The organism is Ramlibacter rhizophilus (assembly GCF_004681965.1).
GTDB classification, from domain to species: Bacteria; Pseudomonadota; Gammaproteobacteria; order Burkholderiales; family Burkholderiaceae_C; genus Ramlibacter; species Ramlibacter rhizophilus.
Window position 1 is genome coordinate 638666 of the sequence record NZ_SMLL01000003.1, and the last position, 26517, is coordinate 665182.

Below are 26517 nucleotides of genomic sequence, written 5' to 3' on the forward strand. Positions count from 1 at the left end.
GCAGGGCTTTTTTCTTGGGGCCCTCCCTAGAATCGATCCATGAAGTTCGTCGACGAAGCCTATATCGACGTTGCCGCGGGCGACGGTGGCAACGGCTGCGTGTCGTTCCGGCACGAGAAGTACAAGGAGTTCGGCGGACCCAACGGCGGCGACGGCGGCCGGGGCGGCCACGTCTTCGCCGTCGCCGATGCGAGCCTGAACACGCTGGTCGACTTCCGTTTCTCGCGCCGCCACGAGGCGCATCGCGGCCAGCACGGCATGGGCTCGGACATGTTCGGGGCAGCCGGCGACGACATCACCCTGAAGGTGCCCGTGGGCACCATCATCAGCGACGCCGAAACCGGTGAAGTGCTGTGGGAGCTGCTGGTGCCGGGCGAAGTCGTGATGATCGCCAAGGGAGGCGACGGCGGCTTCGGCAACATGCGCTTCAAGAGCGCGATCAACCGCGCGCCGCGGCAGAAGACGCCCGGCTGGCCGGGCGAGCGGCGCAGCCTGAAGCTGGAACTGAAGGTGCTGGCGGACGTGGGCCTGCTGGGCATGCCGAACGCCGGCAAGTCCACGCTGATCGCCGCCATCTCCAACGCGCGGCCCAAGATCGCGGACTATCCCTTCACCACCCTGCATCCCAACCTGGGGGTGGTGCGCGTCGGCCCCGAGCAGAGCTTCGTGGTGGCGGACGTTCCCGGATTGATCGAGGGCGCGGCCGAAGGTGCGGGTCTGGGGCACCAGTTCCTGCGTCACCTGCAACGCACGCGCCTGCTGCTGCACCTGGTGGACATCGCGCCTTTCGACGAGGGGGTCGATCCGGTGGAGCAGGCCAAGGCGATCGTGCAGGAGCTCAAGAAGTACGACAAGGCGCTGTACGAGAAGCCGCGCTGGCTGGTGCTGAACAAGATCGACATGGTCCCTGCCGACGAGCGTGAGGGCCGCATCAAGGATGTCGTCAAGCGGCTGCGTTACAAGGGCCCGGTGTTCCGCATCTCGGCCCTCACGCGCGAAGGCTGTGACGACCTGATCCGGGCCGTCTACCAGCAGGTGCACGCGCAGCATCTGGCCGAGCAGCCGCCCCAGGCCGAGACGGATCCGCGCTTCGCCGAACCCGACGCCGCCGGCTGACGCGCTCGCCCCGTGCGCAGCGCCAACGAACGCATGACAGAAGAACACAGCTCCTCCAGTTCCACGCAGACGGCGGCCGTTCTCCGGGCGGCGCGCCGCATCGTGGTCAAGGTCGGATCGAGCCTGGTCACGAACGAAGGCCGCGGCCTGGACGAAGCGGCCATCCGCGAGTGGTCGCGCCAGCTCGCGGTCCTCGCGCAGGGCGGACGCGAGCTCATCATGGTGTCCAGCGGCGCCATCGCCGAGGGCATGAAGCGACTGGGCTGGCGCAGCCGTCCGCACGAGCTGCACGAGCTGCAGGCCGCCGCCGCGGTGGGGCAGATGGGCCTGGCCCAGATGTACGAGACCAAGCTGCGCGAGCACGGCCTGGGCTCGGCCCAGGTGCTGCTCACGCACGCCGACCTGGCCGACCGCGAGCGCTACCTCAACGCCCGTTCGACGCTGCTGACGCTGCTGCGCCTGAAGATCGTTCCGGTCATCAACGAAAACGACACGGTCGTCAACGACGAGATCAAGTTCGGCGACAACGACACGCTGGGCGCGCTGGTGGCCAACCTGGTCGAGGCCGACGTGCTGGTGATCCTCACGGACCAGAAGGGTCTCTACACGGCCGATCCGCGCAAGGACCCCCAAGCCCGCTTCGTGCACGAAGCGCGCGCCGGTGATCCGGCGCTGGAGGCCATGGCCGGGGGCGCGGGTTCCAGCATCGGCAAGGGCGGGATGATCACCAAGGTGCTCGCGGCCGGCCGTGCCGCGCGCTCCGGCGCCTCCACCGTGATCGCCTGGGGTCGCGAGCCCGATGCGCTGCTGCGCCTCTTCGCGGGGGAGGTGGTCGGCACGGTGCTGGTTGCCCCCACGCAGAAAAGCCAGGCCCGCAAGCGCTGGATCGCGGACCACCTGCAGTTGCGGGGTGCCGTCACGATCGATGACGGCGCCGCCCTGCGACTGCGAGAGGACGGCAAGAGCCTGCTGCCGATCGGCATGGTGACCGTCGAGGGCGAGTTCTCGCGCGGCGACGTGATCGCCATCCGTGATTCGCAGGGCCGGGAGATCGGCCGCGGCCTGGCCAACTACGCAAGCGCCGAGGCGCGGCTCCTGTGCCGCAAGCCCTCGGCGGAGATCGAGAAGCTGCTCGGCTACATGGCCGAGCCGGAGATGATCGACCGCACCAACCTGGTGGTGGTCTGAGGGCGGCGCGGGGGGCGCCGCGCTTCAGCGGAGCTCGATCCGGAAGCGCTCGTCCACCGGCGCGGCCAGGTCGCGCAGCACGCGCTCGGCGCTGGTGTTGGTTCCCCGACCGATGCAGGCGCCGCTGCGCGCGATGGCCAGGCTGTGGCGGTGGCCGGCGTTGTCGTGCAGCGATTCCCAGGGTGCGTCCCTCGTCGGGGTCCAGCCGGCGCCGGGCGTGTGGCGTGCGTAGACCTTGACCTTGCCCTCGTCGCAGCGAATACCTTCGTAAAGCGCGTTGAGCGCGCCGGAGGCGCTGGTGGCGACGACCACGTAGCGGACCACGCGGTCCGGGCCGATCGACACCGAATCCGGCTGCACGCCGAAACGAAGCGTGGAGCGCGGCAGCTCCACCGGCACGAGGCCTTTCAGCCGGAGGGCTGGGGGCTCGGGCGCGGCGCCCTCTTGCCAGGGCTCCTGCGCCAGCAGAGGACTGGCGCACCCAGCCATGAGGGCGGCGCCCGCCCACGCCAGCAGGCCGTGGCGACGCACGCTCACTGGCTCGCCCGCTGCGGATTGGCGGGCTGCGGCGCCAGGGCGGCCTGCGGGTCGGGCTCGAAGGTGGCGCCGGGCGGCAGCTCGAACTCCGGTGGGGGTGCGCGGTGGCGGCCGTTGAACGGCTCCGCGCCGTCGAGGCCGTCGCGCGGACGCAGGCCGCCACGCAGATAGCGGTTGCGATGGTGGTCGCCGCGCGGAACGAAGCGGGCCAGCTCGGTCAGCGCCATCTCGTAGACGCCGCGCTTGAATTCCACCACCACGTCGAGCGGCACCCAGTACTCGTTCCAGCGCCAGGCGTCGAACTCGGGATGGCTGGTGGCACGCAGGTTGAGGTTCCAGTCCTGCCCCATGAGCTGCAGCAGGTACCAGATCTGTTTCTGGCCCTTGTAGTGGCCCCGGGCGTCACGGCGGATGTAGCGGTCCGGCACCTCGTAGCGCAACCAGTCACGGGTGCGGGCAATGATGCGCACATGCTCGGGCCGCAGGCCCACCTCCTCGTGCAGCTCCCGGTACATCGCCTGTTCGGGCGTCTCGCCGCGGTCGATGCCGCCTTGGGGGAACTGCCAGCTGTGGGTGCGTATGCGCTTGCCCCAGAACACCTGGTTCTTCTGATTGAGCAGGATGATGCCGACGTTGGGCCTGAAGCCGTCGCGGTCAAGCATAATCAAACCCCAATTCTTTAACTGAGTTCATTATGCACGCCGCCTGCTTGCGCGGCCAGATGACTCAGCGGCCCCTCACCCCCTTGTCCTGCCTGCGTTCACGCGCGCTGTTCCTCGCCTGAAATCCGTTCGATGAAAGCCTCCCAGTTCCTCATCTCCACCCTCAAGGAAGCGCCGGCCGATGCCGAGGTGGTGAGCCACCGGCTGATGACCCGGGCCGGCATGATCAAGAAGCTGGGCGCCGGCATCTACACCTACATGCCCATGGGGCTGCGCGTGATCCGCAAGGTGGAGGCCATCGTGCGCGAGGAGATGAATCGCGCCGGAGCCGTGGAGTGCACGATGCCCGTGGTCCAGCCGGCGGAGCTGTGGCAGGAGACCGGCCGCTTCGGAAAGATGGGCCCGGAGCTGCTGCGGATCAAGGACCGCCACGACCGCGACTTCGTGGTCCAGCCCACGAGCGAGGAGGTGGTCACCGACATCGCCCGCCAGGAGCTGCGCAGCTACAGGCAGCTGCCCAAAAATCTCTATCAAATCCAGACGAAGTTCCGTGATGAGCGTCGTCCGCGTTTCGGGCTCATGCGCGGACGCGAGTTCATCATGAAGGACGCCTACAGCTTCGACCGCGACCCGGCTGCCGCGCAGGCCAGTTACGCGTCCATGGCGCAGGCCTACCGGCGCATCTTCGACCGCTTCGGCCTGCGTTACCGCGCCGTCGCGGCCGACAGCGGTGCCATCGGCGGCGACCTGTCCGAGGAGTTCCAGGTCATCGCCGCGACGGGCGAGGACGCCATCGTCTACTGCACCGAGAGCGACTACGCGGCCAACCTGGAAAAGGCCGAGGCGCTGGCTCCTGCCGGCCCGCGGCCCGCGCCATCCCAGGCGATGACGCGCACCCCCACCCCTGGCAAGAGCACCTGCGCCGACGTCGCCGATCTGCTGGGCATTCCCCTGCGGCACACGGTCAAGTCCATCGTGCTGGCCACCGACCGCACCGATGCCTCGGGCCAGGGCACGCAGGTGCAGGTCTGGCTGCTGCTGCTGCGCGGCGACCATGACATGAACGAGGTGAAGGTCGGCAAGGTGCCGGGCCTGGAGGCGGGCTTTCGCTTCGCCACCGTGCCCGAGATCGCGGATCACTTCGGCACCCGCCCCGGTTACCTGGGGCCCGTGGGGCTCAAGCGGCCGGTCAAGATCGTGGCCGACCGCGAGGTGAGCCTCATGGCCGACTGGGTCTGCGGCGCCAACGAGGAAGACATGCACCTCACCGGCGTCAACTGGGGCCGCGATCTGCCCGAGCCCGATCTGGTGGCGGACCTGCGCAACGTGGTCGAGGGCGACCTCTCGCCCGACGGCAAGGGGCGCCTGGCCATCGAGCGCGGCATCGAGGTCGGCCATGTCTTCTACCTCGGCACCAAGTACAGCCGCGCCATGGAAGCCACCTTCCTGGACGAGTCCGGCAAGCCGCAGTACCTGGAGATGGGCTGTTACGGCATCGGCATCACCCGGCTGCCGGCGGCGGCCGTGGAGCAGAACCACGACGAGCGCGGCATGATCTGGCCCGATGCCATCGCGCCCTTCACGGTGGTGCTGTGCCCCATCGGCATGGACCGCAGCGCCGAGGTGCGCGAGGCGGCGCAGAAGCTGCACGACGAATTGCAGGCGGCCGGCGTGGACGTGATGCTCGACGACCGGGGCGAGCGCCCCGGCGCCATGTTCGCCGACTGGGAGCTCATCGGTGTGCCGCACCGCGTGGTTCTCTCCGACCGCGGCCTAAAGGAAGGGCAGGTGGAGTACCAGCACCGCCGCGACGCAGCGGCCACGCGCGTGTCGGCGGCCGAGGTGCGGGCCTTCCTGCTCGAGCGCCTGAGCGCATGATCACGCGCCGCAGCTGCCTGCGCGGTGTGGCCGGCTTCGGCCTGCTGCCGCTCGCGGGAGGCGCATTGGCCGGACAGCTGGAAGAGCCGCTCGGGGATTCCGTGCGTTCCGCACTGAGCTCGGCCATCGCCAACGCGGCGCCGCCGGTGCCCGAGTTCCCCAGCACGGAAGCGCGCCTGGCCTACCTGCGCTGGCTGCAGGCCATGAGCACGCGCCTGATGCGGCGCAAGACCAGCTTCAACGAGCGCAAGGAATTCCTGCAGACCGTCTGGTACGAGAGCCGCCGCGCGGGCTTGGACACCAGCCTCGTGCTGGGCCTCATCCAGGTGGAGAGCGCCTTTCGCAAGTTCGCGGTGAGCGTGGCCGGGGCGCGAGGCTACATGCAGGTCATGCCCTTCTGGAGCCGGCTCATCGGGGACGGCGACCCGGGCAAGCTGTTCCACATGCAGACCAACCTGCGTTTCGGCTGCGTCATCCTGCGCCACTACATCGACCGCGAACGCGGCGACCTGTTCATGGCACTGGGTCGCTACAACGGAAGCCGCGGCAGGGCGCCTTACCCCGATGCGGTGTTCGCCGCCCAGCGCCACTGGCAGTGGCGCGACCTGCCGCCGCCCGCCGGCGAGCGTAGCTGATCGGGCGCCCCCGCTACTGCACGAAGCCGATCTTCGCCTTGCCGCCGGAAAGCCGGGGCAGGTCGTCCGTGCGGACCTCGCCGCGGCCGTCCAGGCGCGCGTTGCCGAAGCCCGTCATGAGCGCGCGGCGCATCTCGCGCGGCGCCAGCTCCGCCAGCAGGTCCAGCACGTCCGGTGCGGGTTCCGGATCGAAGCTCGCGCCCCAGCCATGCTCGGCGCAGATCGAGCGGTACAGGTTGCGCGCGATCTGCCGTGCGGCCTCGGCGCTCGGCGGCTCCACCTCGAACACGTTCATCCGGTTGAGGATGGGTTCCGGGATGGCGCGCTCGTCGTTGGCGGTCATGATCCAGATGACCTGGCTCGCGTCGATGGGTACCTCGGCGAACTCGTCCATGAAGCAGCCGGCGGTATCGTGTTCCAGCAACCCGTAGAGCGCGCCCAGCGGGTCGTACTGCGCCTCGCAGGCCGCCTTGTCGATCTCGTCCACCACGATGACCGGATTGGCGTACTGCCCGTCGACGATGGCCTCGAACACCTTGCCCGGCTTGGCCCCCTTCCACTGCGAGGACGCGCCGGAGAGCAGCCAGCCGGCCGTCATGGCGCTCATGGGCACCAGGCACATGCCGGTCCCCAGCAGCTCGGCCAGCTTGCGCGCGAAATGCGTCTTGCCGATGCCCGGCGGGCCCAGCAGCAGCATGGGCGTGACCTCCAGGCCGTCGCGGCAGTCCTGTGACAAGGCGACGTGGCGCTTGACGTCGTCCAGCGCGTCGCTGAAGTTGGGCAACTGCTCGTAGAGCTGCGCCATGTCCGGAATGCCGCTGGGCTTGACCTGGAAGCGCTCGGGGCCGCGCTCGAGCATGCGCTCGTAGGTGCTGCGCAAATTCTCGTGTTCGCGCGCGGGCAGCTTGGCCAGCTTGCGCTCCACGTCCTGCGGCCGATAGACGTGGCGGACCTGCGCGATCGGAAGGCTGAAGATCGCCGGATCGCAGGGCACCAGGGGGTTGGTCGACATGCGCACCTCCTTGCACGACTTGCTGGACATTCCAGCACAGGCCGTGCCAGCCCGGCAATCCGGATTGCCTCGACTGCGCGTCGGGCGATGGCCGACGCGACTGGCAGCCGCCGGCCGCGGCTGCTGACGGGAATCAGGACGAGCGCGCGGCGGACGAGCTCAGCACCTGCTGCAGCTCGCCGCTTTCGTACATCTCCATCATGATGTCCGAGCCGCCGATGAATTCGCCCTTGACGTACAGCTGCGGGATGGTGGGCCAGTTGCTGTATTCCTTGATGCCCTGGCGGATGCCGTCGTCCTCGAGCACGTTCACGGTGGTGACGCTGCGCGGATCGACGCCGCAGGCCTTGAGGATCTGGATGGCACGGCCGGAGAAGCCGCACATGGGGAAGCTGGCGTTGCCCTTCATGAACAGCAGCACGTCGCTGTTCTTCACGAGTTGGTCGATGCGTTGCTGGGTGTCGCTCATGGTGTCTCTCGCAAGGTGAGGGCTGGGACGGTGAGGCGCCCCAGCCATGGTCTGGGCGTGATTATCCCGCTTCAGGCCGGTCGCTGCCCGCCGCTGCATCGTTCGACGCCGGCCAGGTCGCGGCGGCTGTGCACCTGCACCAGGCCCGCCTCGCGCAGCAGCACGCGCACCGCTTCGGCCTGGTCGAAGCCGTGCTCCAGCAGCAGCCAGCCGCCCGGGGCCAGGTGGCGGGGTGCCTGCGCCACGATGAGCCGGATATCGTCCAGCCCGTCGGCGCCCGAGACCAGCGCGCTGCGCGGCTCGTGGACGAGGTCGGGCAGGTGTGGGTCGCCCTCGGCGATGTAGGGCGGATTGCTCAGGATGAGGTTCCAGTCGCCCGCCGCGCCATCCAGCCAGGACGCCTGCCGCAGGGGCAGCCGCAGCCCCAGGGCGAGCGCGTTCTCCGCTGCCACCGCCAGGGCTTCGGCGCTGCGATCCACCGCCTCGACCCGTGCGTCGGGCCGTCGATGGGCCAGGGCCAGGGCGATCGCGCCGCTGCCGGTGCCCAGGTCGATGATGCGCGGGCTGTCCATGCCTTCGGCGCACTCCAGCGCCCAGTCCACCAGGGTTTCCGTATCGGGGCGCGGCACCAGCACGCGGGCGTCCACGCGCAGGGGCAGGCCGTGGAATTCCTTGTGGCCCACGAGATAGGCCAGCGGCTCGCCGCGCCCGCGCCGGGTGCACAGCGCCTCGAACTGGTGCTGCTGCGCGGCATCCATCGCATCGTTGTCGTGCGCGATCAGCCAGGCGCGGTTGGCGCCTTCCCGGCCCAGCGCGTGCAGCAGCAGCAACTGCGCATCGAGCCGCGCGAGCCCTCGCGCCTGCGCCCACGCCAGCGCCCGCGCCACCGTGAGCAAGGGCGTGTTCACGCGCGCGCTCCGTGGGGGTTGGCCTCCAGCTCGGCCAGCTGTTCGGCCTTGCGGGCGAGCAGCAGGCCCTCGATCAGCTCGTCGAGCTCGCCTTCCATCACGAAACCCAGCTTGTACAGGGTCAGGTTGATGCGGTGGTCCGTCACGCGGCCCTGCGGGAAGTTGTAGGTGCGGATGCGGTCGCTGCGGTCGCCGCTGCCGATCAGCCCCTTGCGCGTGGCCGCCTCGCGCGCGGCGCGCTCGGCCCGCTCGGCCTCCTGGATGCGCGCGGCCAGCACCTGCAGTGCCTTGGCCTTGTTGCGGTGCTGCGAGCGGTCGTCCTGGCACTCGGCGACGATGCCGGTGGGCAGGTGCGTCACGCGCACCGCCGAATCGGTCTTGTTGATGTGCTGGCCGCCCGCGCCCGAGGCACGGAAGGTGTCGATGCGAAGCTCGGCCGGGTTGATCTGCACCGCCTGCGCTTCGTCCGGCTCGGCCAGCGCCGCGACGGTGCAGGCGCTGGTGTGGATGCGCCCCTGCGTCTCAGTGGCGGGAACGCGCTGCACGCGGTGGCCGCCCGACTCGAACTTCAGCTTGCCGTAGGCGCCTTCGCCCACCACGCGCACCACAACCTCCTTGAAGCCGCCGACCTCGCCCTCGCTCTGGCTCACGAGTTCGCAGCGCCAGCCCTGGCGCTCGGCATAGCGGGTGTACATGCGAAGCAGGTCGCCGGCGAAGAGGGCGGATTCATCGCCGCCCGTGCCGGCGCGGATCTCCAGGAACACGTTGCGAACATCGTCCGGATCGCGGGGCAGCAGCAACTGCTGCAGCTGCTCCTCCAGGCCGGGCAGTTCGGCTTCGACGGCCTCGATCTCCTCCCGGGCCATCTCGGCCATGTCCGGGTCCGCCGCCATCTGGCGCGCCTCGGCCAGGTCCGCTTCGCGCTGGCGATAGCGCTCGAAGAGGGCCGCCACCTCGCTGACCTCCGCATGCTCGCGGGTGAGCGTGCGCAGGCGCTCCATGTCCTGGGCCACCTCGGGCTGCTGCAGGAAGAAGTCCAGCTCCTGCAGGCGGACGGGGTAGCGCTCGAGTTGCTGGCGGAGAAAGGGTTTCATGGACGGGCAAGGAAGCAAGGGCCGGCTGGCTGCCGGGGAAGCAGGACGCCCGCCGCCGGTCGGCGCAGGCGCGGCGGCGGCGAACGCCGCTAACGTTCCTTGCGCAGGAAGAAGTGCTGGATGGCCGTCGTGGCGCGCTCGCGCGCCTGCTCGTCGCCGGCGTGCAGTTCGGCCATGGCGCCGTGCAGCATCTTCTGGGTGAGGCCGCGCGAGAGGGCTTCCATCACGGTGTCCACGTCCTCGCCGCGCGCGAGCAGCCGGCGAGCGCGCGCGATCTCCAGCTCGCGCCACTCGTCGGCCTGCGCCTGCAGCTGCCGGATCAGCGGCACGGCGCGCCGCTGGTCCATCCAGTGCAGGAAGCTCTGCACCCCGGCATCGACGATGGCCTCGGCCTGGGCCACGGCGGCTTCGCGGTGCGCCTGCCCCGTCTGCACCACGTGGGCCAGGTCGTCCACGGTGTAGAGGTACACGTCTTCCAGCGCCTTGACCTCCGGCTCGATGTCGCGCGGCACGGCCAGGTCCACCATGAACATGGGACGGTGCTTGCGCGCCTTGAGCGCGCGCTCCACCGCGCCCAGGCCGATGATGGGAAGCTGCGAAGCGGTGGAGCTGATGACCGCGTCGAACTCGTGCAGGCGGTCGGGAATCTCGGACAGGCGCATCGTCTCCGCGCCGAAGCGCGTGGCGAGCTTCTCGCCGCGCTCCAGCGTGCGGTTGGCGATGGCGATGGACCGGGGCTCGCGCGCCGCGAAGTGCGTGGCGGCCAGCTCGATCATCTCGCCCGCGCCGACGAAGAGCACTCGGATCTGGCGCAGGTCCTCGAAAAGCTGCGCGGCCAGGCGCACGGCAGCGGCCGACATGCTGATCGAGTGCGCGCCGATCTCGGTGGCCGTGCGCACCTCCTTCGCCACGGCGAAGGAGCGCTGGAACAGCTGGTTGAGCGTGGTGCCCAGGGCGCCGGCCTGGTCGGCCGCACGCACCGCGTCCTTGAGCTGCCCGAGGATCTGCGCCTCGCCCAGCACCATGGAGTCCAGCCCGCTGGCCACGCGGAAGGCGTGCCGCGCGGCGCCGCCGTCCTGCAGGGTGTAGGCATGCGAGCGCAGCAGCGCCGGGGCCACGCCGCCGGATTGCGCCAGCCATTCGATGGTGGGCTCCAGGACCTGGCCGTCGCCGGCGCAGTAGATCTCGGTGCGGTTGCAGGTGGAGAGGATGGCGGCCTCGGGATGCTCGCCGGCGTGGCCGTGAAGACGCTGGCGCAAGGCGCCCAAGGTGGGGCCGATCTGGTCCACGGCGAACGCGAAGCGGCCCCGCAGGTCCAGCGGCGCGGTCGTGTGATTGATGCCAAGGGCCCAGACTGCCATGGCTGAATTATAAAATTCAGGATGGCGCCGGCGCTCGTGTCCGGGCTCCCCGGCGTCTGCCCCCTACGGCATGGGACCGATCGACTTCCTCATCCACCTGTTCAACTTCGTGCTGCCCGCGCTCGCGCTGGGCCTGGTGCTGCCGCTGGCCGGGCGCTGGCTGGGCGGCAGCCGGCGCCTGGTGGTGCGCTACTGGCCGCAGGTGGGCGTGTGCGTGGGCGCCGGCGTGGCGGTGCTATTGCTGGGCTTGTGGGGCTTCGGCCGCGACGGAAAGATGGCCACCTACGGCGCGCTGGTGCTGGCCGTGGCCACGGTGCAGTGGCTCATGGCCGGGGGCTGGCGCCGATAATCGGCTCATGCTTTTCGTCCTGTCTCCGGCCAAGTCGCTGGACTATGAGAGTCCGCTCGCTTCGCTGCCGCACACCCTGCCGCGCTTCACCAAGGACTCGGCGCAGCTGGTCGATGTCCTGCGTGCCAAGTCGCCCCAGCAGATCGCTGAACTCATGAGCCTGAGCGACTCGCTGGCGGCGCTGAATGCGGCCCGCTACGAGGCCTGGTCGCCGCGCTTCAGCGCCCGCAATTCACGGCAGGCCGTGCTGGCCTTCGATGGCGACGTGTACGACGGGCTGGCCGCGCGCAGCCTCTCGCCCGAAGACCTGGAGTGGGCGCAGGCGCATCTGGCCATCCTCAGTGGCCTGTACGGCGTGCTGCGGCCGCTGGACTGGATGCAGCCCTACCGGCTGGAAATGGGCACGACGCTCGCGGTCGGCTCCTCGGCCAACCTCTACCAGTTCTGGGGGCCGCGCATCGCCGACTGCCTGAACAGGCAGCTTGCGGCCGATGCCACGCCCGTGCTGGTGAACCTCGCCTCGCAGGAGTACTTCAAGGCCGTGGACCGCAAGGTGCTCAAGGCGCGCATCATCGAATGCGTGTTCGAGGACTGGAAGGGCGGGCAGTACAAGATCATCAGCTTCTTCGCCAAGAAGGCCCGCGGCCTGATGGCGCGCTATGCCATCACGCACCGGGTGGCCACGCCCCGCCAGCTCGAAGGATTCGATTTGGACGGCTATGCCTTCCACGCGGCCGCGTCCGAGCCGGACCGGCTGGTGTTCCGCAGAAGATTGGAGACATCGTCATGAACAACGCGCAATCCACCCAGACCGTCACGCCCGAGCTGCGGGCCTGGATCGTGGCCCAGGCCCAGGCCGGGCAGCCGGCCGAGGCCGTGCTGCGTTCCATGAAAGCCTCCGGCTGGGACGAGGACGTCGCCATCGAGGCCATGGAAAGCACGCTGCGCGGCCACCTGGAAACCCAGGCGGTGGCGCAGGGGCTGCCGCCCGCGGTGCCGGTGCCGCAGCCTGCCATCGAGGAATCCCCCGTGTACCTGGACGTGGGCGACCGCCGCGTGCACGTGCTCCAGCAGCTCGCGCACCCGCGCGTGGTGGTCTTCGGCAACGTGGTCTCGGACGAGGAGTGCGACCAGCTCATCGAGCTGGCGCGGCCGCGCATGGTGCGCTCGCTCACCGTCGCCACCAAGACCGGCGGCGAGGAACTGCACGACGACCGCACCAGCAACGGCATGTTCTTCCAGCGCGGCGAGAACGAGCTGGTCACGCGCATCGAGGCGCGGCTGGCCCAGCTGGTGAACTGGCCGGTGGAAAACGGCGAGGGCCTGCAGATCCTGCAGTACCGCCCCGGGGCCGAGTACAAGCCGCACTACGACTACTTCGAGCCCAAGGAGCCGGGCACGCCCAGCATCCTCAAGCGCGGCGGCCAGCGCGTAGGCACCATCATCATCTACCTGGCCGAACCGAAGAAGGGCGGGGGCACCACCTTCCCGGACGTGAACCTGGAGGTCTTCCCCAAGCGCGGGCATGCGGTCTTCTTCAGCTACGACCGGCCGCATCCTTCCACGCGCACGCTGCACGGCGGCGCGCCGGTCATCGAAGGGGAGAAGTGGATCGCGACCAAGTGGCTGCGCGAAGGACGCTTTGATTGACATGAGCAATTCGCCTGAGCAGTCCCTGCTCGGTAAACCCGCTGCCTACGCCGACCGGTACGACGCCTCGCTGCTGTACCCCCTCTCGCGCGCCGGCCACCGCGCCGAGCTGGGCATCGGCACACGCCCCCCCTTCTTCGGCGCCGACCTCTGGACCGCCTACGAGCTGTCCTGGCTCACGCCGCGCGGCAAGCCGCAGGTGGCGCTGGCGCATGTCACCATCCCCTGCGAATCCCCCAACCTGGTGGAGAGCAAGTCCTTCAAGCTGTACCTGAACAGCTTCACCAACACGCCCTTCGCCTCGGCCGATGCTGTGCGCGACCGCATCCGCGCCGACGTCAGCGAAGCGGTGTGGCGCGGTGCGCCGGCGGCGTCCACCGTGGGCGTGCGCCTGCTCATGCCCGAGCAGTTCGACCTGGAGCTGGTGTCCGAGCTGGACGGCGTGAACCTGGACCGGCTGGACATCGAGTGCACGCAGTACACCCCTGCGCCCGAGCTGCTCACAGCGGCCTTCGACGAGCAGCCGGTGGAGGAGGTGCTCACCAGCAACCTCCTCAAGAGCAATTGCCTGGTCACCGGCCAGCCCGACTGGGGCAGCGTGCAGATCCGCTACAGCGGCCCGCAGATCGACCAGGGCCAGCTGCTGCGCTACCTGGTGAGCTTTCGCAACCACAACGAATTCCACGAGCAGTGCGTCGAGCGCATCTTCATGGACATCCGCGAGCGCTGCCGGCCGGTGAAGCTGTCGGTGTATGCGCGGTATACGCGGCGGGGTGGCCTGGATATCAATCCGTTCCGGACCAGCCATCCGGGAGGGGTGCCGGCGAATGTGAGGACGGCGCGGCAGTAGTCCGGAGGCTGAAGTGGAAAGGGCGGCCATGGGCCGCCCTTTCCACTTCAGATGCTCCCGAACCGGCTCTCAGCGCGGGTTTTCCACGAACCAGTACTTGCGCGCGCGGTTGGGCGCCACGGGGATCACTGGCCTGCAGCCTGCGAGGCCGCAGCCCGTGTCGTTTCCGGTGGTGTTCGGGTTGGCGGCTCCAGGGTCGGCGATGCCGCCGATCACGAAGGGCACCTGCTTGTTCACCGTGGCATTGGTGGTGGGATCGACATAGCTGACCGCGACCACGCCGCTGACCGGGCTGGGGGGCATGCCACCGCCGTTACGGATTTCGGAGATGGCGCCCTGGCAGAAAGCCTTGGCACCGTACACCTTGGCTTGGCCGAGGTTGCCGGTGCAGGTGCTGCCGGAGCTGCTGGGAGGACGGTTGGTGGAGAAGTAGGTGTAGCCCGCGACCGTGAGCGGGGCGTTGATCACTTTTTCTCCGCCGGTGTTCATTGGAATCACGCAGCCCTTGACCTGCGTTTGCGAGGTACCCACCCGCCCGACATCGGCCAGGGCAATCTCCGGGTAGGTGTAGTTGGCGTTCGGACGCTTGGGCTGCGTGTCGAAGAGCGTGTAGAAGCCGTCGCTCGTCGTCGTGCAACCGTAGTAGGAAACCGCCGAGTCGGTCGTCGGCTTGCCGCACAAGGGCTTCTCGCGGTCGCCCGTGCCCACCATCACGGCCGTGAAGTCCCCCCGCACGGTGTCCTTGCTGTTGACCACGTCGGGCGGGAAGAAGACCTTGCGTTTGGTCGTTCCGTCCGAGAGGGACGCAATCTTGCGGATCTGCCAGTCGTCCTTGGTCTTGCCGCACAGCGCGGAGCTGTCCGCACAGGTCTTGGTCACTTCGAAATCGATGCGGAACACGTTGCCGTGCACGTCCGAGCCGTAGGCGCGGTCCACGAACCCGTCGTAGTCGGCGTCCATCAGCGTCAGGTCGGCCGGCACGCTGCGCATGCCGTCGAAGCTGAGTTCCGCCAGCTTGGTGCCGTCGGCGGCGTCCAGGACATACACCCGGTTGCCCACCGTGGTGCTGGCCGCCGGGGTCAGCGTGTCCTCGGCCGCTGCGTCGTAGCCGCCGCCCATGATCAGTACGGGCTTCGGCGTGACCTTGCCCTCTCCATCCACGTCCCCATACCCCTTCAGTCGCGTGACCTTGGCCTCCGACCACGTCTGGCCCAGGCCTGCCAGATCAGACGGTGTCTTGGTCCACATCAGCTTCGGCGCATTGACGTTGGTCACGTCGAAGGCATAGAGCGCATTGCCGCCGCGGCGCAGGCCGACGTACAGGTACACCTTCTCCGCGGCGCCCGACGCGTTCATTTTCGCGTAATAGGACACCGGCCCGTCCACGAAGTAGTCGCGCGCCGTCGGCGGGTTGGTGGCGTTGCTCGGAACGATCGTAGTGGCCAGTCGTACCTCGGGGGAGTTCGTGCGCAGCCGATTCAGCTTGGAAATGGTCTCCTTGGGAATGAAGGACCAGTACTCGTTCCCGGCCGCCACGCCGCCGTAGGTTGCAGTCTGGTTTCCGTTGATGGCGCGGATGGTTCCGTCGTTGGATCCATAGAAGACAACGATGTTGTTCGCGCCGCCCGTGCCGCCGTAGTTCACGACCGCCGGCCGCGAATGGAGCACGTCGCCGTGGATGGAGGGGCGAACGGTGATGCTGCCGCCGGGCCCGAGGTCATACCCGTCGTTGGCGACGTTGTTGGCGCCGCGCACCCAGTTGATCAAGTCCTGTTTGGATGTGCTGTCAAGAGAGCCGAAGTGGCTCGAGCTCGTCAGGCTGCTGTTGCTCGTCGAGAAGGCACTGCCGGAGCTTGTGAGATCGTTGCAAGTGCCCGAGAGGCAGGTATAGACTTTTCGCGTCGCCTGACTGCTTGCGTAAGTTGTACGCAAGCGCTGCGCCGCGCCACCCTTTTCGACGACTTCGCCATCGGGCGAGTCAGAACTGGAAGCAGGCGTTCCCATCGGGTCGTTGATGAAGAACGTGCTGGCCTCGGTCCAGAAAGACACCGCCTCCGGCTTGATGAAGCCTGTAGTCCCACTGGTCACGGCCTGCCCTCCGTTCGAATCCTGCAGGCTCAGCGTGTCGGTGACGGGGTCGTAGCCGAACTTGTACTGCTTGAGGTTGCCGCGCCAGCGCGGCTTGCCCTGCGCGTCGGGGCGGAACATGCCCATGAACACCTGGTTCAGGTAGGAGCCCCGCGTGTTCACGCTGACCGGCAGGCTCGCGGAGGCGAACACACTGTTGACGGCCAGGATCTGGTTCAGGATGTTCTGGAACGCCGCGGCGATTTCGGCGCCGTTGTTGGTGGACGAGTTCACGGCGAAGTACTCGCCGCCGCTGCGCACGGCCATGCTGCGCAGGGCGGCCGACCAGCCGGGGCCCTGGCCCGTCGTGATGGGATCCACGTCCATGGTGAACGTGGTGATGCCTTCCGGCGCGGCCTTCATGAAGCGGGCCCACTCGTCGATCGGATTGCCCTGGGAGCCGCTGGGGTTAAGGGTGATCTCGCCCGGATAGCTCATGTTCAGCCGCGTGTACTGGGCCTGCAGGTGTGTATTGGCCGTGGACATCGAGTTGTTGTCGTCCTGCGAGGGCCCGTTACTCACGAACACGATGTAGTTGCGCGAACAACCGTCCTGCGGCGGCTTGTTGTACTCGGAGGCGGCATAGCCGGACAGGGCGTTGCCCGACTGCTGGTACACCGCATTGCTGGCGGCACTGCCGCCGTTGGTGTTGCCCGAATAGTCCGTCTTGATCTTCTGGTTCCCCGAGTAGGGCGCTAGACCCGCGAAATAGCGGTAGGCCTCCGCCATGGACAACGAAGACAGGCCCTTGCTGCCCTTGTCGTTGCCGATGTCCAGCGTCCTGATCAGTTCGCGAAAGACCGGTTTGTAGGTGGCGTCCGCAGTGCGCACAGCGGCGCGGACGTAGCCGCCAGAGTCGCCCTTGTTGTCCCCGCCGGTTTCGTTGTACAGCATCAAGCCGATGCGGACCGCACCGACCGGCAGGCTGTCGATGGTGCTGAGGAGGGCCGCGCGCTCGCGCTCGAACATCGAGTTCCAGTTGGCGGTGTTGTCGAAGACGAACAGGATGTTGGGGGGCGCCACGCTGCCGTCGCCCGTGCTGTAGATGTCGATGTCGCTCATGTACGGCGGCCCCGACTGGGCCACCGAGGGCGCGGTGTGCAAGGCGGTGAAAAGGGCCAGGAACACGCCCAGCATCTGTCGGAGGAGTCGGATCATGGCGGACCTCAATTGCAATAGGAGCTGGCGTCGGCGGTCAGGATCTTCAGGCCCGCGCCTTGATTGACGGCGACCTGCGCGGCGCTGCGCGCGTCGGTGACCACGGCCCGCAGGTTCCACTCGGTCGTGGCGCACAGCGAGTCGTCCACGGACACGCTGCCGCTGGGGTATTCGATGTGGCCGCCGCCGCCGTTGCCGCTGGTGCTGAGGCACACGCGGTCGGTTTCGACGGCGGCATTGAGTTCGTAGTTCTTGATCGGCCGCACGCGGTAGCAGGTGGGCTGCGGCGTCATGTTCACCACGTAGTCGTTGGCGCCGTCCTTGTCGATGTCCACGTTGATCGGCGTGGCCGCGACGGTGGCGGGCGTGGTGCTGAAGGCGGTGCTGCTGATCACGGTCTCGATGGCCAGGTTGGCCGCGGCGATCGCCTCCTGGCGCGATTGCATGTTGCCCACCACGCGCACGTTGGTGGTGGACGAGTTGAAGGCGTTGATGGCGAAGACGCTCAGGAGCACGAGGAAGATCAGCGCCACGACCAAAGTGGCGCCGCGTTGCGCGGTTGGCGTCGAGCGCAGGAAGCGGGTTCGGCAAGGCGTCATGGTCAGGATTCCCGCAGGCCCGCCCAGTTGTTCAGGCGAATGGTGGTCACGTAGCCGCGGCGCTTGAAGTTCAGGGCGGTCGACGGCGGCGAGTAGCTGAAGGCGGTGGTGTTGGTCTGGCCGGCGGCGTAGGTGCCCACGTCGCTCCAGCCGGCGGTGAATTCGGGGCTGCGCGAGACCAGGCTGATGCGCACGGCCACCACATCGACCCAGCGAGTGCTCATGTAAGTGGTTTCGGTCGCGCCAGCGGACGGGCCGTTCAGACCGTACCAGGTGTCCGGCACGCCATCACGAGTCGCAGGGCTGTCGTCGATCCCGAAGTCGAACCCGATCTGGTCGATCCCTTCGGCCAGGGGCTGGTTGGTGAACGTGGCGCCATTGAGCTCGCTCACACGCAGCGTCGGGATGCCGTCGCCGGCGCCGCTGCAGTCGTTGCAATTGGCGATGTAGTAGATGCGGCTGATGAAGCGGCGCGCCGGATTGGCGGACGCCGCGCCGCCGCCGGCGGGCGGCAGGGCCTTGAGGTTGAAGTTGGTGGCGTTACTCCCGCTGCCGACCGCGGCCTTGTAGCTGGCGTAGTTGTCGAACTGGTTGTGCGAGGTCTGCACGTACAGCACGCCGTTGGTCAGCGAACCGATGGCCGTGGTGGCGGTGTCCAGGCGCCGGATCGCCAGCACCGGCGTGCCGCTCTTGTAGTTGGGTATGCAGGTGAGCGATGCGGCGGCGGCGGGCGTAAAGCCCTGCACCGGTGCAGGCACGGTCACCGGCACCGTGTTCTGCATGGTGACCAGCGCCGTGGCCAGCGTGGTGCTGTCCTGGCAGGGAGAATTGGTGAGCGTTCCGCCCGCCGTCGCTGGCACCGTGCCGTAGTAGCCCGCCAGCGAGATTTCCTGCGTCAGCAGGTCCAGCGCGTAGCGGCCGTTCTCGATGTGCCGCACGCTCTTGTCCAGCTCGCTATTGGCACGGCTCGCATTGCCGAACATCAGGGCGAGGCCCGCCACCAGCAGCATGCCGATGGTCAGGCCGACCATTACCTCGACCAGGCTCACGCCGCGCATGGCGCGAAGCCGAGGAAGCGAACGCGCGTTCTTGACCACCGATGTCATGAGAGCACTCCGATGCGCACGACCGTGCTGACGGCGCGGCGCAGCGTGGCGTCGCCGTAGGTGGGGGCGGTGGTGCCGCCATAGCCGCAGGCCACGGTCGTCGACGCGGTGGACTGCACGCCCTCCCAGAACACTGCGACCACGAATTCGTTGGTGGTGCCGGCGACCTGCTGCACGCAGCCACGTGCGGTCCTGATCGCTCCCACGCTCTGGCCGGCCTGCACTTCGGCCGCGCCGAGCAGCAGCTTGGTCCATTCGCACTTGTCGCGGTCGGCGACGCTGGTGGTCGGGCAGTTGGTCGGGGGTAACGTGTTGCCCAGGTACTCCGTGGTGAGCACATAGGAGCCGGCGGCGCTGCGATTGGTGTTGATCCGCTGCACCATATCGTTCAGCAGGATCATGGCCTGGGCGCGCTGGTAACCCTCCAGGTTGGTCACCGCGGTGCGGGCCTGCAGCCCGACGAAACCGAGCACCCCGAAGGCCACGATCAGCATGGCGATCAGGGATTCCATCATGGCGGCGCCACGCTGCCGCCGGAGTGCCTTGCGCGAGTTCATGTGGTGGAGGTGGTGCATGCGGACGTGACGGAGCGCGGCCGGCCCGAGGGGTCGACCGTGATGCAGCGATGGTTGCCGTAACTGTTGGAGAAGCCGAACCGTGCAGTTCCGCCCCCCGCCACCGTGGCTCGCCCGTTGGCCTCGAAGACGATGCCGGCGGGCGGCGTGGTGGAGTTGACGCTCAAGCCGTGGATAGCGCCGCGCTGCCCGAGGGCGGTGCTGCCGACGACCGTCTGCACTGTCCAGCCGTTGGCCCAGCTGCCCGAAGTGGGAACGATGCTGACCTGCGCCGCGCGCTTGATCGCCTCGCTGCGGGCGAGGGTGAGGTCGGCCACCAGGTCGTACCCGACGGACCGCAGCCGCTGGGCCGCGATCAGGCGTTGCATGCCGGGTGCGGCGAGCGAAGCGACCAGGGCCAGCAAGGCCACGGCCACCATCATCTCCAGAAGGGTGAAGCCACTGTTGCAGCGTCGCCCGAGGGCGGAGGGGGGGCGGAGCATTGGACTCACCAGCAGTTCACAGGTGACTTCGCACCGATCTGGGAAACGGCGAGGGTTCCGCAGCTGTCCTTGAGCTGGCCGCCCTGCGGGATCGCCTGAACCGAGAACGTCGGAGGCGACGCCGTGCTGATGCTGACCTGCGCGCAAAACGTGTAGTGGCCGTTCAGGCTGGACGGCGGGTTGACGTTCAACTCGCTTGACAGTGCGGCGCAGGCGTTCGAGGTGCCCGCCGCAGGCGAATAGAAGCGGCGGTCAAGCATCCACTGCTGCTGCCGGCTCGCCACTTCCATCAGGAACTGCTGCGCCTCGGCGCGCCGCGACTTGCGGATCTGATCCATGAACGAGGGATACGCCACCGCGGCCAGGATCGCGACCACCGCCACGGCGATCATCAGTTCGATCAGGGTGAAGCCGCGCTGCGCCCGGCGTTGCTTGAACATGGATTCCCTTCCTTGGCTTGCGGACTGCTGACAAGATGACGGAGGCCACCTTATCGCTGAGCCTGTGACAGCGCTTACCAAATCTGACAAACGGCTGAGGCATCGTGACGAGCGGTAACGCAGGAGCTATTTCGGCCTAATTCCTGTGGTAAGCGCGTGGAAGGCTCGGAATCGTCCGATCCGCACTCGGATTCGTGCCCGCCCGCGTTCCGGACGAATCCGAGCCCCGCATTCAGCGCACGCCGATGGGCCGCCCGGGGCTGCGCCGGCACAGTCACGGTCATGGCCTCGACCCCTTCGACCCGTGTGTTCCTCGCCGACGACTCCGGAATGATCCGCTCGCGCGTCGCGGCACTGCTGCGCTCGCACGACATGGAGGTGGTGGGGCAGGCCGGCACCCCGCAGGCCTGCATCGACGGCATCCTGGCCGCCCATCCGCAGGTGGTCGTGCTGGACGTGCAGCTGGAAGGCGGCACGGGCCTGCAGGTGCTCAGGGCCGTGCGCCACGCCGCGCCCGAGATCGCCTTCGTCGTCTTCAGCAACAACGCCGGCCCCGCCTACCGCAAGCGCTACCTGGAGGAAGGCGCCGCCGTCTTCCTCGACAAGAGCCGCGAATTCGAACAACTGCCTGCTGCCGTCACCGATGCCGGCCCGCTGTTGCCGCATTGACCCGATTTCCTGGAGTAGTACGAATGAACCTCGAAGCAACGATTGCCCCGATCCGGCTCGTCCCCCGCCACGAGCCGTCCAGGACCGCCGCGGCAGCGCCCACGCCGACGCCGACGCCGACGCCGGCACTGCGCACCCTGTGCTCCAACTGCCACCTGCGCGACATCTGCCTGCCCTGCGGCATGGCGCACCCGGACCTCGCGCGCCTGGACGGCCTGCATTTCGGCCGCCGCAAGGTCAAGGCGGGCGAGGAGCTGTACCGCGGCGGCGACCGCTTCGCCTTCATCTACGCCGTGCGCACCGGCACCTTCAAGTCCAGCCTGATGCTGGCCGACGGCCGCGAGCAGGTTTCGGGCTTCCACATGGCTGGCGAGCTGATGGGGCTGGACGGCGTGGCCAACGGCCGCCACGCCAGCGCCGCCACGGCCCTGGAAGACGCCGAGGTCTGCGCCATCCCCTATGGGCACCTGTCGGAACTCGCCAGCGGGAGCGCCGAGATGCAGATGGTCATGGCCCGCCTCATGAGTCGCGAGATCGTGCGCGAGCACAGCCTCATGATGCTCCTGGGCAGCATGAGCGCCGAGGAGCGGCTGGCGGCCTTCCTGGTCAACCTGTCGCAGCGCATGAAGGCGCGCGGCTACTCGCCCAGCGAGTTCCACCTGCGCATGTCGCGGGCGGAGATCGGCAGCTACCTGGGCATGAAGCTGGAGACGGTGAGCCGTACCTTCTCCTCCTTCCAGCAACGCGGCATGCTGGAGGTGGACAAGCGGCACATCCGCATCGTGGACCTGGATTCGCTCACCCGCGCCTTCGAGCCGAAGGTGCACTGAGGGTGGCGCAGATCCGGCCGGAACGCCTCAGGCGCCCAACTGCCCGGCCAGGTCCAGCAGGTCCCGGCAATGCAGATCGTTGCCCGCCTGGGGCGACACGTCCTTCGGATGCCCCGCGCCGAACTCCAGCGGCCGCTCGATGAACGCCGTGCGCAGGCCGTGCTGCCGGGCGGCGGCGAGGTCGTTGGCGTGCGCGGCAACCATCATCACCTCGGCCGGCTCGATGTCGAAGACGCGCGCCACGCCCGTGTAGGTGGCCGCATCGGGCTTGTACGCGCGGAACACCTCGGCCGAAAGCACGCAGTCCCAGGGCAGGCCGGCATGCCGGGCCATGTCGGTGAGCAGGCCGATGTTGCCGTTGGAGAGGGTGCAGATCGTGAAGCGGCGCTTCAGGCGCGTGAGCGCGGGCGCGCTGTCGGGCCAGCCGTCGAGGCGGTGCCAGACCCGGTTCAGGTGGCGACGCTGGGCTTCGTCCAGGTGCGCCAGGCCGAAGCGGCCGAGGATCTCCTCGAGGATCTGCCGGTGCAGCGTATCCAGCAGCGTCCAGCCCTGCTCGCCCGACATGACGCGCGCCATGGCCGGTGCGTAGCCGGCGCGCCAGGCGCGGGCGAAGGCGTCGCCGTCCACCTGCGGGTAGCGTTCGCGCATTTCGCGCACGATGCTGCCGTGCCAGTCCACCACGGTGCCGAAGACATCGAAGGCCAGCACCTTGACGGTGTCCGCGAGGGCGCGGTTATCGGTCATCTCCAGGGTCCTTTCTGCGGGGAGGGACAGGACGTCAAGCCTGGCTCGCCGCATTCGGGACCATGGGGCGGCCGTGGAGCTGCGGCGCCGGCTGCAGCCCCGTGGCCTGGAGGATCTCATGCTCCGAGAGCGTTTCCTGTCGCAGCAGCGAGGCCACGAGCGCGTCGAGGGCCTTGCGGTGCTGGTGCAGCAGGCGCTTGGCCTGCACGTGGCACTCGTTGATGATGCGCTGCACTTCGGCATCGATCAGGCTGGCGGTCTGCTCGCTGAAGGGCCTGTCGCCGCCAAAGCCTGCCGGGCCGCCCAGGAAGGCGTTCTGGCGCGGCGCGAGCTGCACCATGCCCACCGCGTCGCTCATGCCCCAGCGCGTGACCATGTTGCGCGCGAGCTGGGTGGCCTGCTCGATGTCGTTCTCTGCGCCGGTGGTGCGCGTGCCGTACACCACTTCCTCGGCCGCGCGGCCGCCGAGCATGCCGATGATGCGGGCGCGCAGGTAGTCCTCCGGGTAGTTGTAGCGGTCCGCCGAGGGTCGCTGGTAGGTCACGCCCAGGGCCTGGCCGCGCGGCACGATGCTGACCCGATGCACCGGGTCGGCCCCGGGCACCAGCAGGCCGAGGATGGCGTGGCCACTCTCATGGTAGGCAATGCGCTCGCGGTCCTCGGCGCTGAGCAGGAGCGGCCGTTCCGGGCCGAGCACGATCTTCTCCAGCGAGTCCAGGAAGTCCTTCTGCTGGACCGCCGCCTCACCCCGGCGCGCCGCGAGCAGGGCGGCCTCGTTGACCAGGTTCTTGAGGTCGGCGCCCGAGAAGCCGGGTGTGGCCTGGGCGAGTTCCTCCAGGTTGGCGTCGGCGGCCAGCGGCACCTTGCGCACGTGCACGTCCAGGATGGCCCGGCGGCCGGCCTTGTCGGGCAGGTTCACCACCACGCGCCGGTCGAAGCGGCCCGGGCGCAGCAGCGCGCGGTCGAGCACGTCGGGCTGGTTGGTGGCGGCCAGGACGATGATGCCCTCGCGCCCGGTGAAGCCGTCCATCTCCGTGAGGATCTGCTGCAGCGTGTGCTCCTGCTCGCTCGCCCCGCCCAGCACCGCCTGGCCCCGCGCGCGGCCGATGGCGTCGACCTCGTCGATGAAGATGATGGCCGGTGCGCTTTCTCGCGCCTGCTTGAAGAGATCGCGCACGCGTGCTGCGCCCACGCCCACGATCATCTCCACGAACTCGGCCGCGCTCATGGAGAAGAAGGGAACGCCGGCCTCCCCGGCCACGGCCTTGGCCAGCAGGGTCTTGCCGGTGCCGGGCGAGCCCACCAGCAGCACGCCCTTGGGCGCGGTGCCGCCCAGGCGGGTGTACTTCTGCGGCGACTTGAGGAAGTCCACGATCTCCACCAGCTCGGCCTCGGCCTCGTCGATGCCTGCCACGTCGTCGAAGGTGACGCGAGTGTCCTTGTCGATGTCGTAGCGCTTGGCCTTGCTGCGCCCGATGCCGAAGAGGCCGCCGCCGCCCATGCCGCCCTGCGCCGAAGCGCGGCGCCAGAGCCAGACATAGAAGGCGATGATCAGCAGGGCCGGACCAAAGCCGAACAGCAGCGTGGCCCAGCCGCTTCCCTGCCGGATGGGCGTCGCGCTGATCTCCACGCCGTGGCGAATGAGGAAGTCTTCCAGGCCGCGGTCGAAGAAGGTGGGCAGCTCGGTGGTGAAGGTGGCCGAGGTGCGCGATGGTGCCCGCGATGCGATCGGGCCGACCCCGGGCGCCGGCGCCGCCGATCCGGCGCCCGCGGCATTCGCCGGCGGCCAGGTGACCGGCGACTTGAAGCGGCCCTCGATGCTGGTGCCCTGGCTGTAGATCGCGCTGACGTTGTCCTGGGCCACCTGCTCGCGGAAGGTGGTGTAGGGCACCGTGACCGGTTCGTCGGCACCGGGCAGCAGCTGGCTGAAGACCCAATAGTTGATCAGCAGGATGACCAGGAAGACCGCCCAGGAGCGGCGCGGCGGCATGCCGCCCAGGGGCGTGCCGCCAGGTCGGGGTGGCAGCTTGGGATTCGGCGGGGGTGCCATGGGGCGTTCGCGCCGCTCCGCCGGCTCAGCGCTCGCCTTCGGGCTTGTCGGGCTGCGAGGCTTCCTCGTCTTTCGTCACGATGCCCGCCTTGCGCACCCCCTGCTCGCGGTCCTGCTCCAGGTGGCGTGCCTGGGCGCCGTCTTCGCTGCCGCCCTGCACGGGCAGGTCGCGTTCGATCTCGGGCTTGTGGGTGTCACCGGATTTCTTCTCGCCTGGCATGTTCATACTCCTTCACAGTGCAGGCCAATCTATGCCGATGGCCGCGCCGGGCGAGTAGGAGACGACCGCTTGGCCGGCCTCAACAGGAGCCGACATGACCCTGTGCGATGGAGGTCCGAGGTGAACGCCTTCTACCGGACCGTCAGTCGCGGCAGCGTGCGCTTCGAAGACGCGCTGTCGCTCTTCGACAGCCTGGATGCCGTCGAGCTCGATGCCATGCTGGGCCGCTGGCTCGGGGCCGAGTTTCCGACCGGCCATCCGCTGGACGGCGTGCTGAGCGCCTACGGCTGGCAGGGCAAGCACTTCAGGACCGCCGAGCACGTCGATCCGCTGCTGTTCACGGCAGGCGATGCATGCAGCTACCGGCTCCGCCCCTTGGGCGCGACCTGGGCCGTGCAGGCACTCCAGGCCTGGCCCGCGTTGAAGACCCCCGCCGCGGCGCGCTGGGCCAGGCCGCTGCTGCCGCTCTTGTCCACGCAGCGCTCGCAGGCGCGCCTGCGCATGCTCGAATTCCGCGGCGTGGCCACTGCCGCCATGGTGTACGACACGGTCCCCATCATCGACGTGTTCCGCCGCATCGACGAGGCGCGCGTGCTCGGGCTGATGGACATGAAGGGCCTGGACCGACCGTTCTTCTTCCTGCTGCGCCGCGGCTGATCCGCACGCGGGGCCGACAATGGCCGGGTCGAATTGGTGAAGGAGGCCCCATGCCGGGACCGCTGCAGGGATTGAAGGTCATCGAGCTGGCCGGGCTCGGCCCCGCGCCGTTCTGCGCCATGCTGTTGGCGGACATGGGTGCCCAGGTGCTGCGCATCGAACGGCCGGGCGGCGCGGCGCGCCTGGACCGTTACGAGGTGACGGCCCGGGGGCGGCCGGCACTGGAGCTGGACCTGCGCTCGCCGGAGGGCCTGCAGACCCTGCTGGCGCTGGTGGACCGCGCCGACGTGCTGATTGAGGGCTTCCGACCCGGGGTCATGGAACGGCTGGGCGCCGGACCCGACACCTGCCTGGCGCGCCGGCCGGCACTGGTCTACGGCCGCATGACCGGCTGGGGCCAGGACGGGCCGCTGTCGCAAGCGGCGGGGCATGACATCAACTACATCGCCCTGAGCGGCGCGCTGAATGCCATCGGGCCGAAGGAAGGGCCGCCCACGGTTCCCCTGAACCTCGTCGGCGATTTCGGCGGCGGCGCGATGCTGCTGGCCTTCGGTGTGCTGGCGGCGGTGCTGGAGGCACGGCAGTCGGGCCGCGGGCAGGTGGTCGATGCCGCCATGACGGACGGCACTGCGCTGCTGTCGGCCATGATGTGGGGCTTCCGCGCCAGCGGCCGCTGGACCTCGCAGCGCGAGGACAACTGGCTCGACGGCGGCGCGCACTTCTATCGCAACTACGCCTGCGCCGATGGTCGCTTCATCGCGGTCGGGGCGCTGGAGCCGCAGTTCTATGCGCTGCTGATGGAGCGCTGCGGCATCGACGATGCAGAGCTGCGCGAGCTGCAGAACGAGCGCGCCCGCTGGCCCGAGTTCGCCGGCCGGCTGGCGGCCCTCTTCAAGACCCGCACGCGCGACGAGTGGTGCGCGCTGCTGGAGGGCACCGACGCCTGCGTCGCCCCGGTGCTGGATTGGGACGAGGCCCCGCGCCACCCGCACAATCGCGCCCGCGGCACCTTCGTGGAGATCGACGGCGTGACGCAACCGGCAGCGGCCCCCCGCCTGAGCCGCACGCCGGGGAACGCCGGGCCGGTGGACCCCGGCCGCCGCGACGACATCCTGCGCGCCTGGGGCCTGGAGGCCGAGCGCTAGGGTAAC

28 protein-coding genes are annotated in these 26517 nt (G+C 68.8%); 12 read left to right on the forward strand and 16 right to left on the reverse strand.

Annotated features, from left to right (window positions below; genetic code table 11):
- The first annotated feature begins 39 nt into the window (after positions 1-39).
- Complete coding sequence (gene cgtA, locus EZ242_RS09400; RefSeq protein WP_135284872.1) at positions 40-1116, forward strand: Obg family GTPase CgtA; 1077 nt, start codon at positions 40-42, stop codon at positions 1114-1116.
- Between the two features lie 33 nt (positions 1117-1149).
- Positions 1150-2304 (forward strand): glutamate 5-kinase, encoded by a 1155-nt coding sequence (gene proB, locus EZ242_RS09405; protein WP_135284873.1) that lies wholly within the window; start codon positions 1150-1152, stop codon positions 2302-2304.
- A 24-nt stretch (positions 2305-2328) separates the two neighbouring features.
- Here proB and EZ242_RS09410 read toward each other — a convergent pair whose 3' ends face one another.
- Positions 2329-2841, reverse strand: coding sequence for a CNP1-like family protein (locus EZ242_RS09410; protein ID WP_135284874.1), 513 nt, complete (start codon positions 2839-2841; stop codon positions 2329-2331).
- Positions 2838-3503 carry an RNA pyrophosphohydrolase gene (locus tag EZ242_RS09415; protein WP_135284875.1) on the reverse strand — a complete coding sequence of 222 codons (666 nt, stop codon included), beginning with the start codon at positions 3501-3503 and terminating at the stop codon, positions 2838-2840. Before EZ242_RS09415 ends, EZ242_RS09410 begins: the two co-directional genes overlap by 4 nt.
- A 132-nt stretch (positions 3504-3635) precedes the next feature.
- On the opposite strand from EZ242_RS09415, the gene EZ242_RS09420 reads away from it, so the two are divergent.
- Both EZ242_RS09420 and EZ242_RS09425 read left to right on the forward strand, forming a co-directional pair.
- Positions 3636-5381: a proline--tRNA ligase gene (locus EZ242_RS09420; RefSeq protein ID WP_135284876.1), complete on the forward strand. Its 1746-nt coding sequence runs from the start codon at positions 3636-3638 to the stop codon at positions 5379-5381.
- Positions 5378-6016, forward strand: coding sequence for a lytic transglycosylase domain-containing protein (locus EZ242_RS09425; RefSeq protein WP_135284877.1), 639 nt, complete (start codon positions 5378-5380; stop codon positions 6014-6016). Before EZ242_RS09420 ends, EZ242_RS09425 begins: the two co-directional genes overlap by 4 nt.
- A gap of 13 nt (positions 6017-6029) precedes the next feature.
- Here EZ242_RS09425 and EZ242_RS09430 read toward each other — a convergent pair whose 3' ends face one another.
- The 5 genes from EZ242_RS09430 to hemA form a co-directional block, all read right to left on the reverse strand.
- Positions 6030-7028, reverse strand: coding sequence for an AAA family ATPase (locus EZ242_RS09430; RefSeq protein WP_135284878.1), 999 nt, complete (start codon positions 7026-7028; stop codon positions 6030-6032).
- A gap of 133 nt (positions 7029-7161) precedes the next feature.
- Entirely contained in the window at positions 7162-7497 is a 336-nt protein-coding gene (gene grxD, locus EZ242_RS09435; RefSeq protein ID WP_135284879.1) for a Grx4 family monothiol glutaredoxin, read from the reverse strand.
- A 71-nt stretch (positions 7498-7568) separates the two neighbouring features.
- A complete protein-coding gene (prmC, locus tag EZ242_RS09440) occupies positions 7569-8405 on the reverse strand; it encodes a peptide chain release factor N(5)-glutamine methyltransferase (RefSeq protein WP_135284880.1) in 837 nt (278 codons plus the stop codon).
- On the reverse strand, positions 8402-9499 hold the full coding sequence (prfA, locus tag EZ242_RS09445; RefSeq protein ID WP_135284881.1) for a peptide chain release factor 1: 1098 nt from the start codon (positions 9497-9499) through the stop codon (positions 8402-8404). Before prfA ends, prmC begins: the two co-directional genes overlap by 4 nt.
- Positions 9500-9588: 89 nt before the next feature.
- Positions 9589-10860, reverse strand: a complete 1272-nt coding sequence (hemA, locus tag EZ242_RS09450; RefSeq protein ID WP_135284882.1) for a glutamyl-tRNA reductase — start codon at positions 10858-10860, stop codon at positions 9589-9591.
- A 70-nt stretch (positions 10861-10930) separates the two neighbouring features.
- On the opposite strand from hemA, the gene EZ242_RS09455 reads away from it, so the two are divergent.
- Genes EZ242_RS09455 through queF form a run of 4 tightly spaced genes read left to right on the forward strand, consistent with a single transcriptional unit; the run spans position 10931 to position 13709 of the window.
- Complete coding sequence (locus tag EZ242_RS09455; protein ID WP_135284883.1) at positions 10931-11209, forward strand: hypothetical protein; 279 nt, start codon at positions 10931-10933, stop codon at positions 11207-11209.
- Positions 11210-11216: 7 nt separating this feature from the next.
- The gene (yaaA, locus tag EZ242_RS09460; RefSeq protein ID WP_135284884.1) at positions 11217-11999 is read left to right on the forward strand and encodes a peroxide stress protein YaaA; all 783 of its coding nucleotides are present in this window, start codon (positions 11217-11219) and stop codon (positions 11997-11999) included.
- Positions 11996-12859, forward strand: a complete 864-nt coding sequence (locus tag EZ242_RS09465; RefSeq protein ID WP_135284885.1) for a 2OG-Fe(II) oxygenase — start codon at positions 11996-11998, stop codon at positions 12857-12859. Before yaaA ends, EZ242_RS09465 begins: the two co-directional genes overlap by 4 nt.
- Before the next feature lies 1 nt (position 12860).
- The gene (queF, locus tag EZ242_RS09470; RefSeq protein WP_135284886.1) at positions 12861-13709 is read left to right on the forward strand and encodes an NADPH-dependent 7-cyano-7-deazaguanine reductase QueF; all 849 of its coding nucleotides are present in this window, start codon (positions 12861-12863) and stop codon (positions 13707-13709) included.
- 69 nt (positions 13710-13778) lie between these two features.
- On the opposite strand, the gene EZ242_RS09475 is transcribed toward queF, so the two are convergent.
- Genes EZ242_RS09475 through EZ242_RS09500 form a run of 6 tightly spaced genes read right to left on the reverse strand, consistent with a single transcriptional unit; the run spans position 13779 to position 20196 of the window.
- Positions 13779-16994 (reverse strand): pilus assembly protein, encoded by a 3216-nt coding sequence (locus EZ242_RS09475; RefSeq protein ID WP_135284887.1) that lies wholly within the window; start codon positions 16992-16994, stop codon positions 13779-13781.
- 8 nt (positions 16995-17002) lie between these two features.
- Complete coding sequence (locus EZ242_RS09480) at positions 17003-17593, reverse strand: pilus assembly PilX family protein (RefSeq protein ID WP_135284888.1); 591 nt, start codon at positions 17591-17593, stop codon at positions 17003-17005.
- 2 nt (positions 17594-17595) lie between these two features.
- Complete coding sequence (locus EZ242_RS09485; protein ID WP_135284889.1) at positions 17596-18699, reverse strand: PilW family protein; 1104 nt, start codon at positions 18697-18699, stop codon at positions 17596-17598.
- On the reverse strand, positions 18696-19274 hold the full coding sequence (pilV, locus tag EZ242_RS09490) for a type IV pilus modification protein PilV (RefSeq protein WP_338101463.1): 579 nt from the start codon (positions 19272-19274) through the stop codon (positions 18696-18698). Before pilV ends, EZ242_RS09485 begins: the two co-directional genes overlap by 4 nt.
- Positions 19253-19756, reverse strand: a complete 504-nt coding sequence (locus EZ242_RS09495; protein WP_135284891.1) for a GspH/FimT family pseudopilin — start codon at positions 19754-19756, stop codon at positions 19253-19255. The genes pilV and EZ242_RS09495 overlap by 22 nt, the downstream gene beginning before the upstream one ends.
- 5 nt (positions 19757-19761) lie before the next feature.
- Positions 19762-20196: a type IV pilin protein gene (locus tag EZ242_RS09500; protein ID WP_135284892.1), complete on the reverse strand. Its 435-nt coding sequence runs from the start codon at positions 20194-20196 to the stop codon at positions 19762-19764.
- Between the two features lie 282 nt (positions 20197-20478).
- On the opposite strand from EZ242_RS09500, the gene EZ242_RS09505 reads away from it, so the two are divergent.
- Positions 20479-20865: a response regulator gene (locus EZ242_RS09505; protein ID WP_135284893.1), complete on the forward strand. Its 387-nt coding sequence runs from the start codon at positions 20479-20481 to the stop codon at positions 20863-20865.
- A 23-nt stretch (positions 20866-20888) separates the two neighbouring features.
- Positions 20889-21695 carry a helix-turn-helix domain-containing protein gene (locus tag EZ242_RS09510; RefSeq protein WP_135284894.1) on the forward strand — a complete coding sequence of 269 codons (807 nt, stop codon included), beginning with the start codon at positions 20889-20891 and terminating at the stop codon, positions 21693-21695.
- A 27-nt stretch (positions 21696-21722) separates the two neighbouring features.
- Here the strand turns inward: EZ242_RS09510 and EZ242_RS09515 are convergent, their stop codons facing one another.
- From EZ242_RS09515 to EZ242_RS22380, 3 genes are read right to left on the reverse strand one after another with little or no spacing between them, the layout of a single operon-like run.
- Complete coding sequence (locus EZ242_RS09515; RefSeq protein ID WP_135284895.1) at positions 21723-22439, reverse strand: haloacid dehalogenase type II; 717 nt, start codon at positions 22437-22439, stop codon at positions 21723-21725.
- 34 nt (positions 22440-22473) lie between these two features.
- Complete coding sequence (gene ftsH / locus EZ242_RS09520; RefSeq protein ID WP_135284896.1) at positions 22474-24489, reverse strand: ATP-dependent zinc metalloprotease FtsH; 2016 nt, start codon at positions 24487-24489, stop codon at positions 22474-22476.
- 25 nt (positions 24490-24514) lie between these two features.
- Positions 24515-24709 carry a hypothetical protein gene (locus EZ242_RS22380; RefSeq protein ID WP_240787031.1) on the reverse strand — a complete coding sequence of 65 codons (195 nt, stop codon included), beginning with the start codon at positions 24707-24709 and terminating at the stop codon, positions 24515-24517.
- A 120-nt stretch (positions 24710-24829) separates the two neighbouring features.
- On the opposite strand from EZ242_RS22380, the gene EZ242_RS22385 reads away from it, so the two are divergent.
- Positions 24830-25366, forward strand: a complete 537-nt coding sequence (locus tag EZ242_RS22385) for a DUF4334 domain-containing protein (protein WP_240787032.1) — start codon at positions 24830-24832, stop codon at positions 25364-25366.
- Between the two features lie 50 nt (positions 25367-25416).
- The gene (locus EZ242_RS09530; RefSeq protein ID WP_135284898.1) at positions 25417-26511 is read left to right on the forward strand and encodes a CaiB/BaiF CoA transferase family protein; all 1095 of its coding nucleotides are present in this window, start codon (positions 25417-25419) and stop codon (positions 26509-26511) included.
- The last annotated feature ends 6 nt before the right edge of the window (positions 26512-26517 follow it).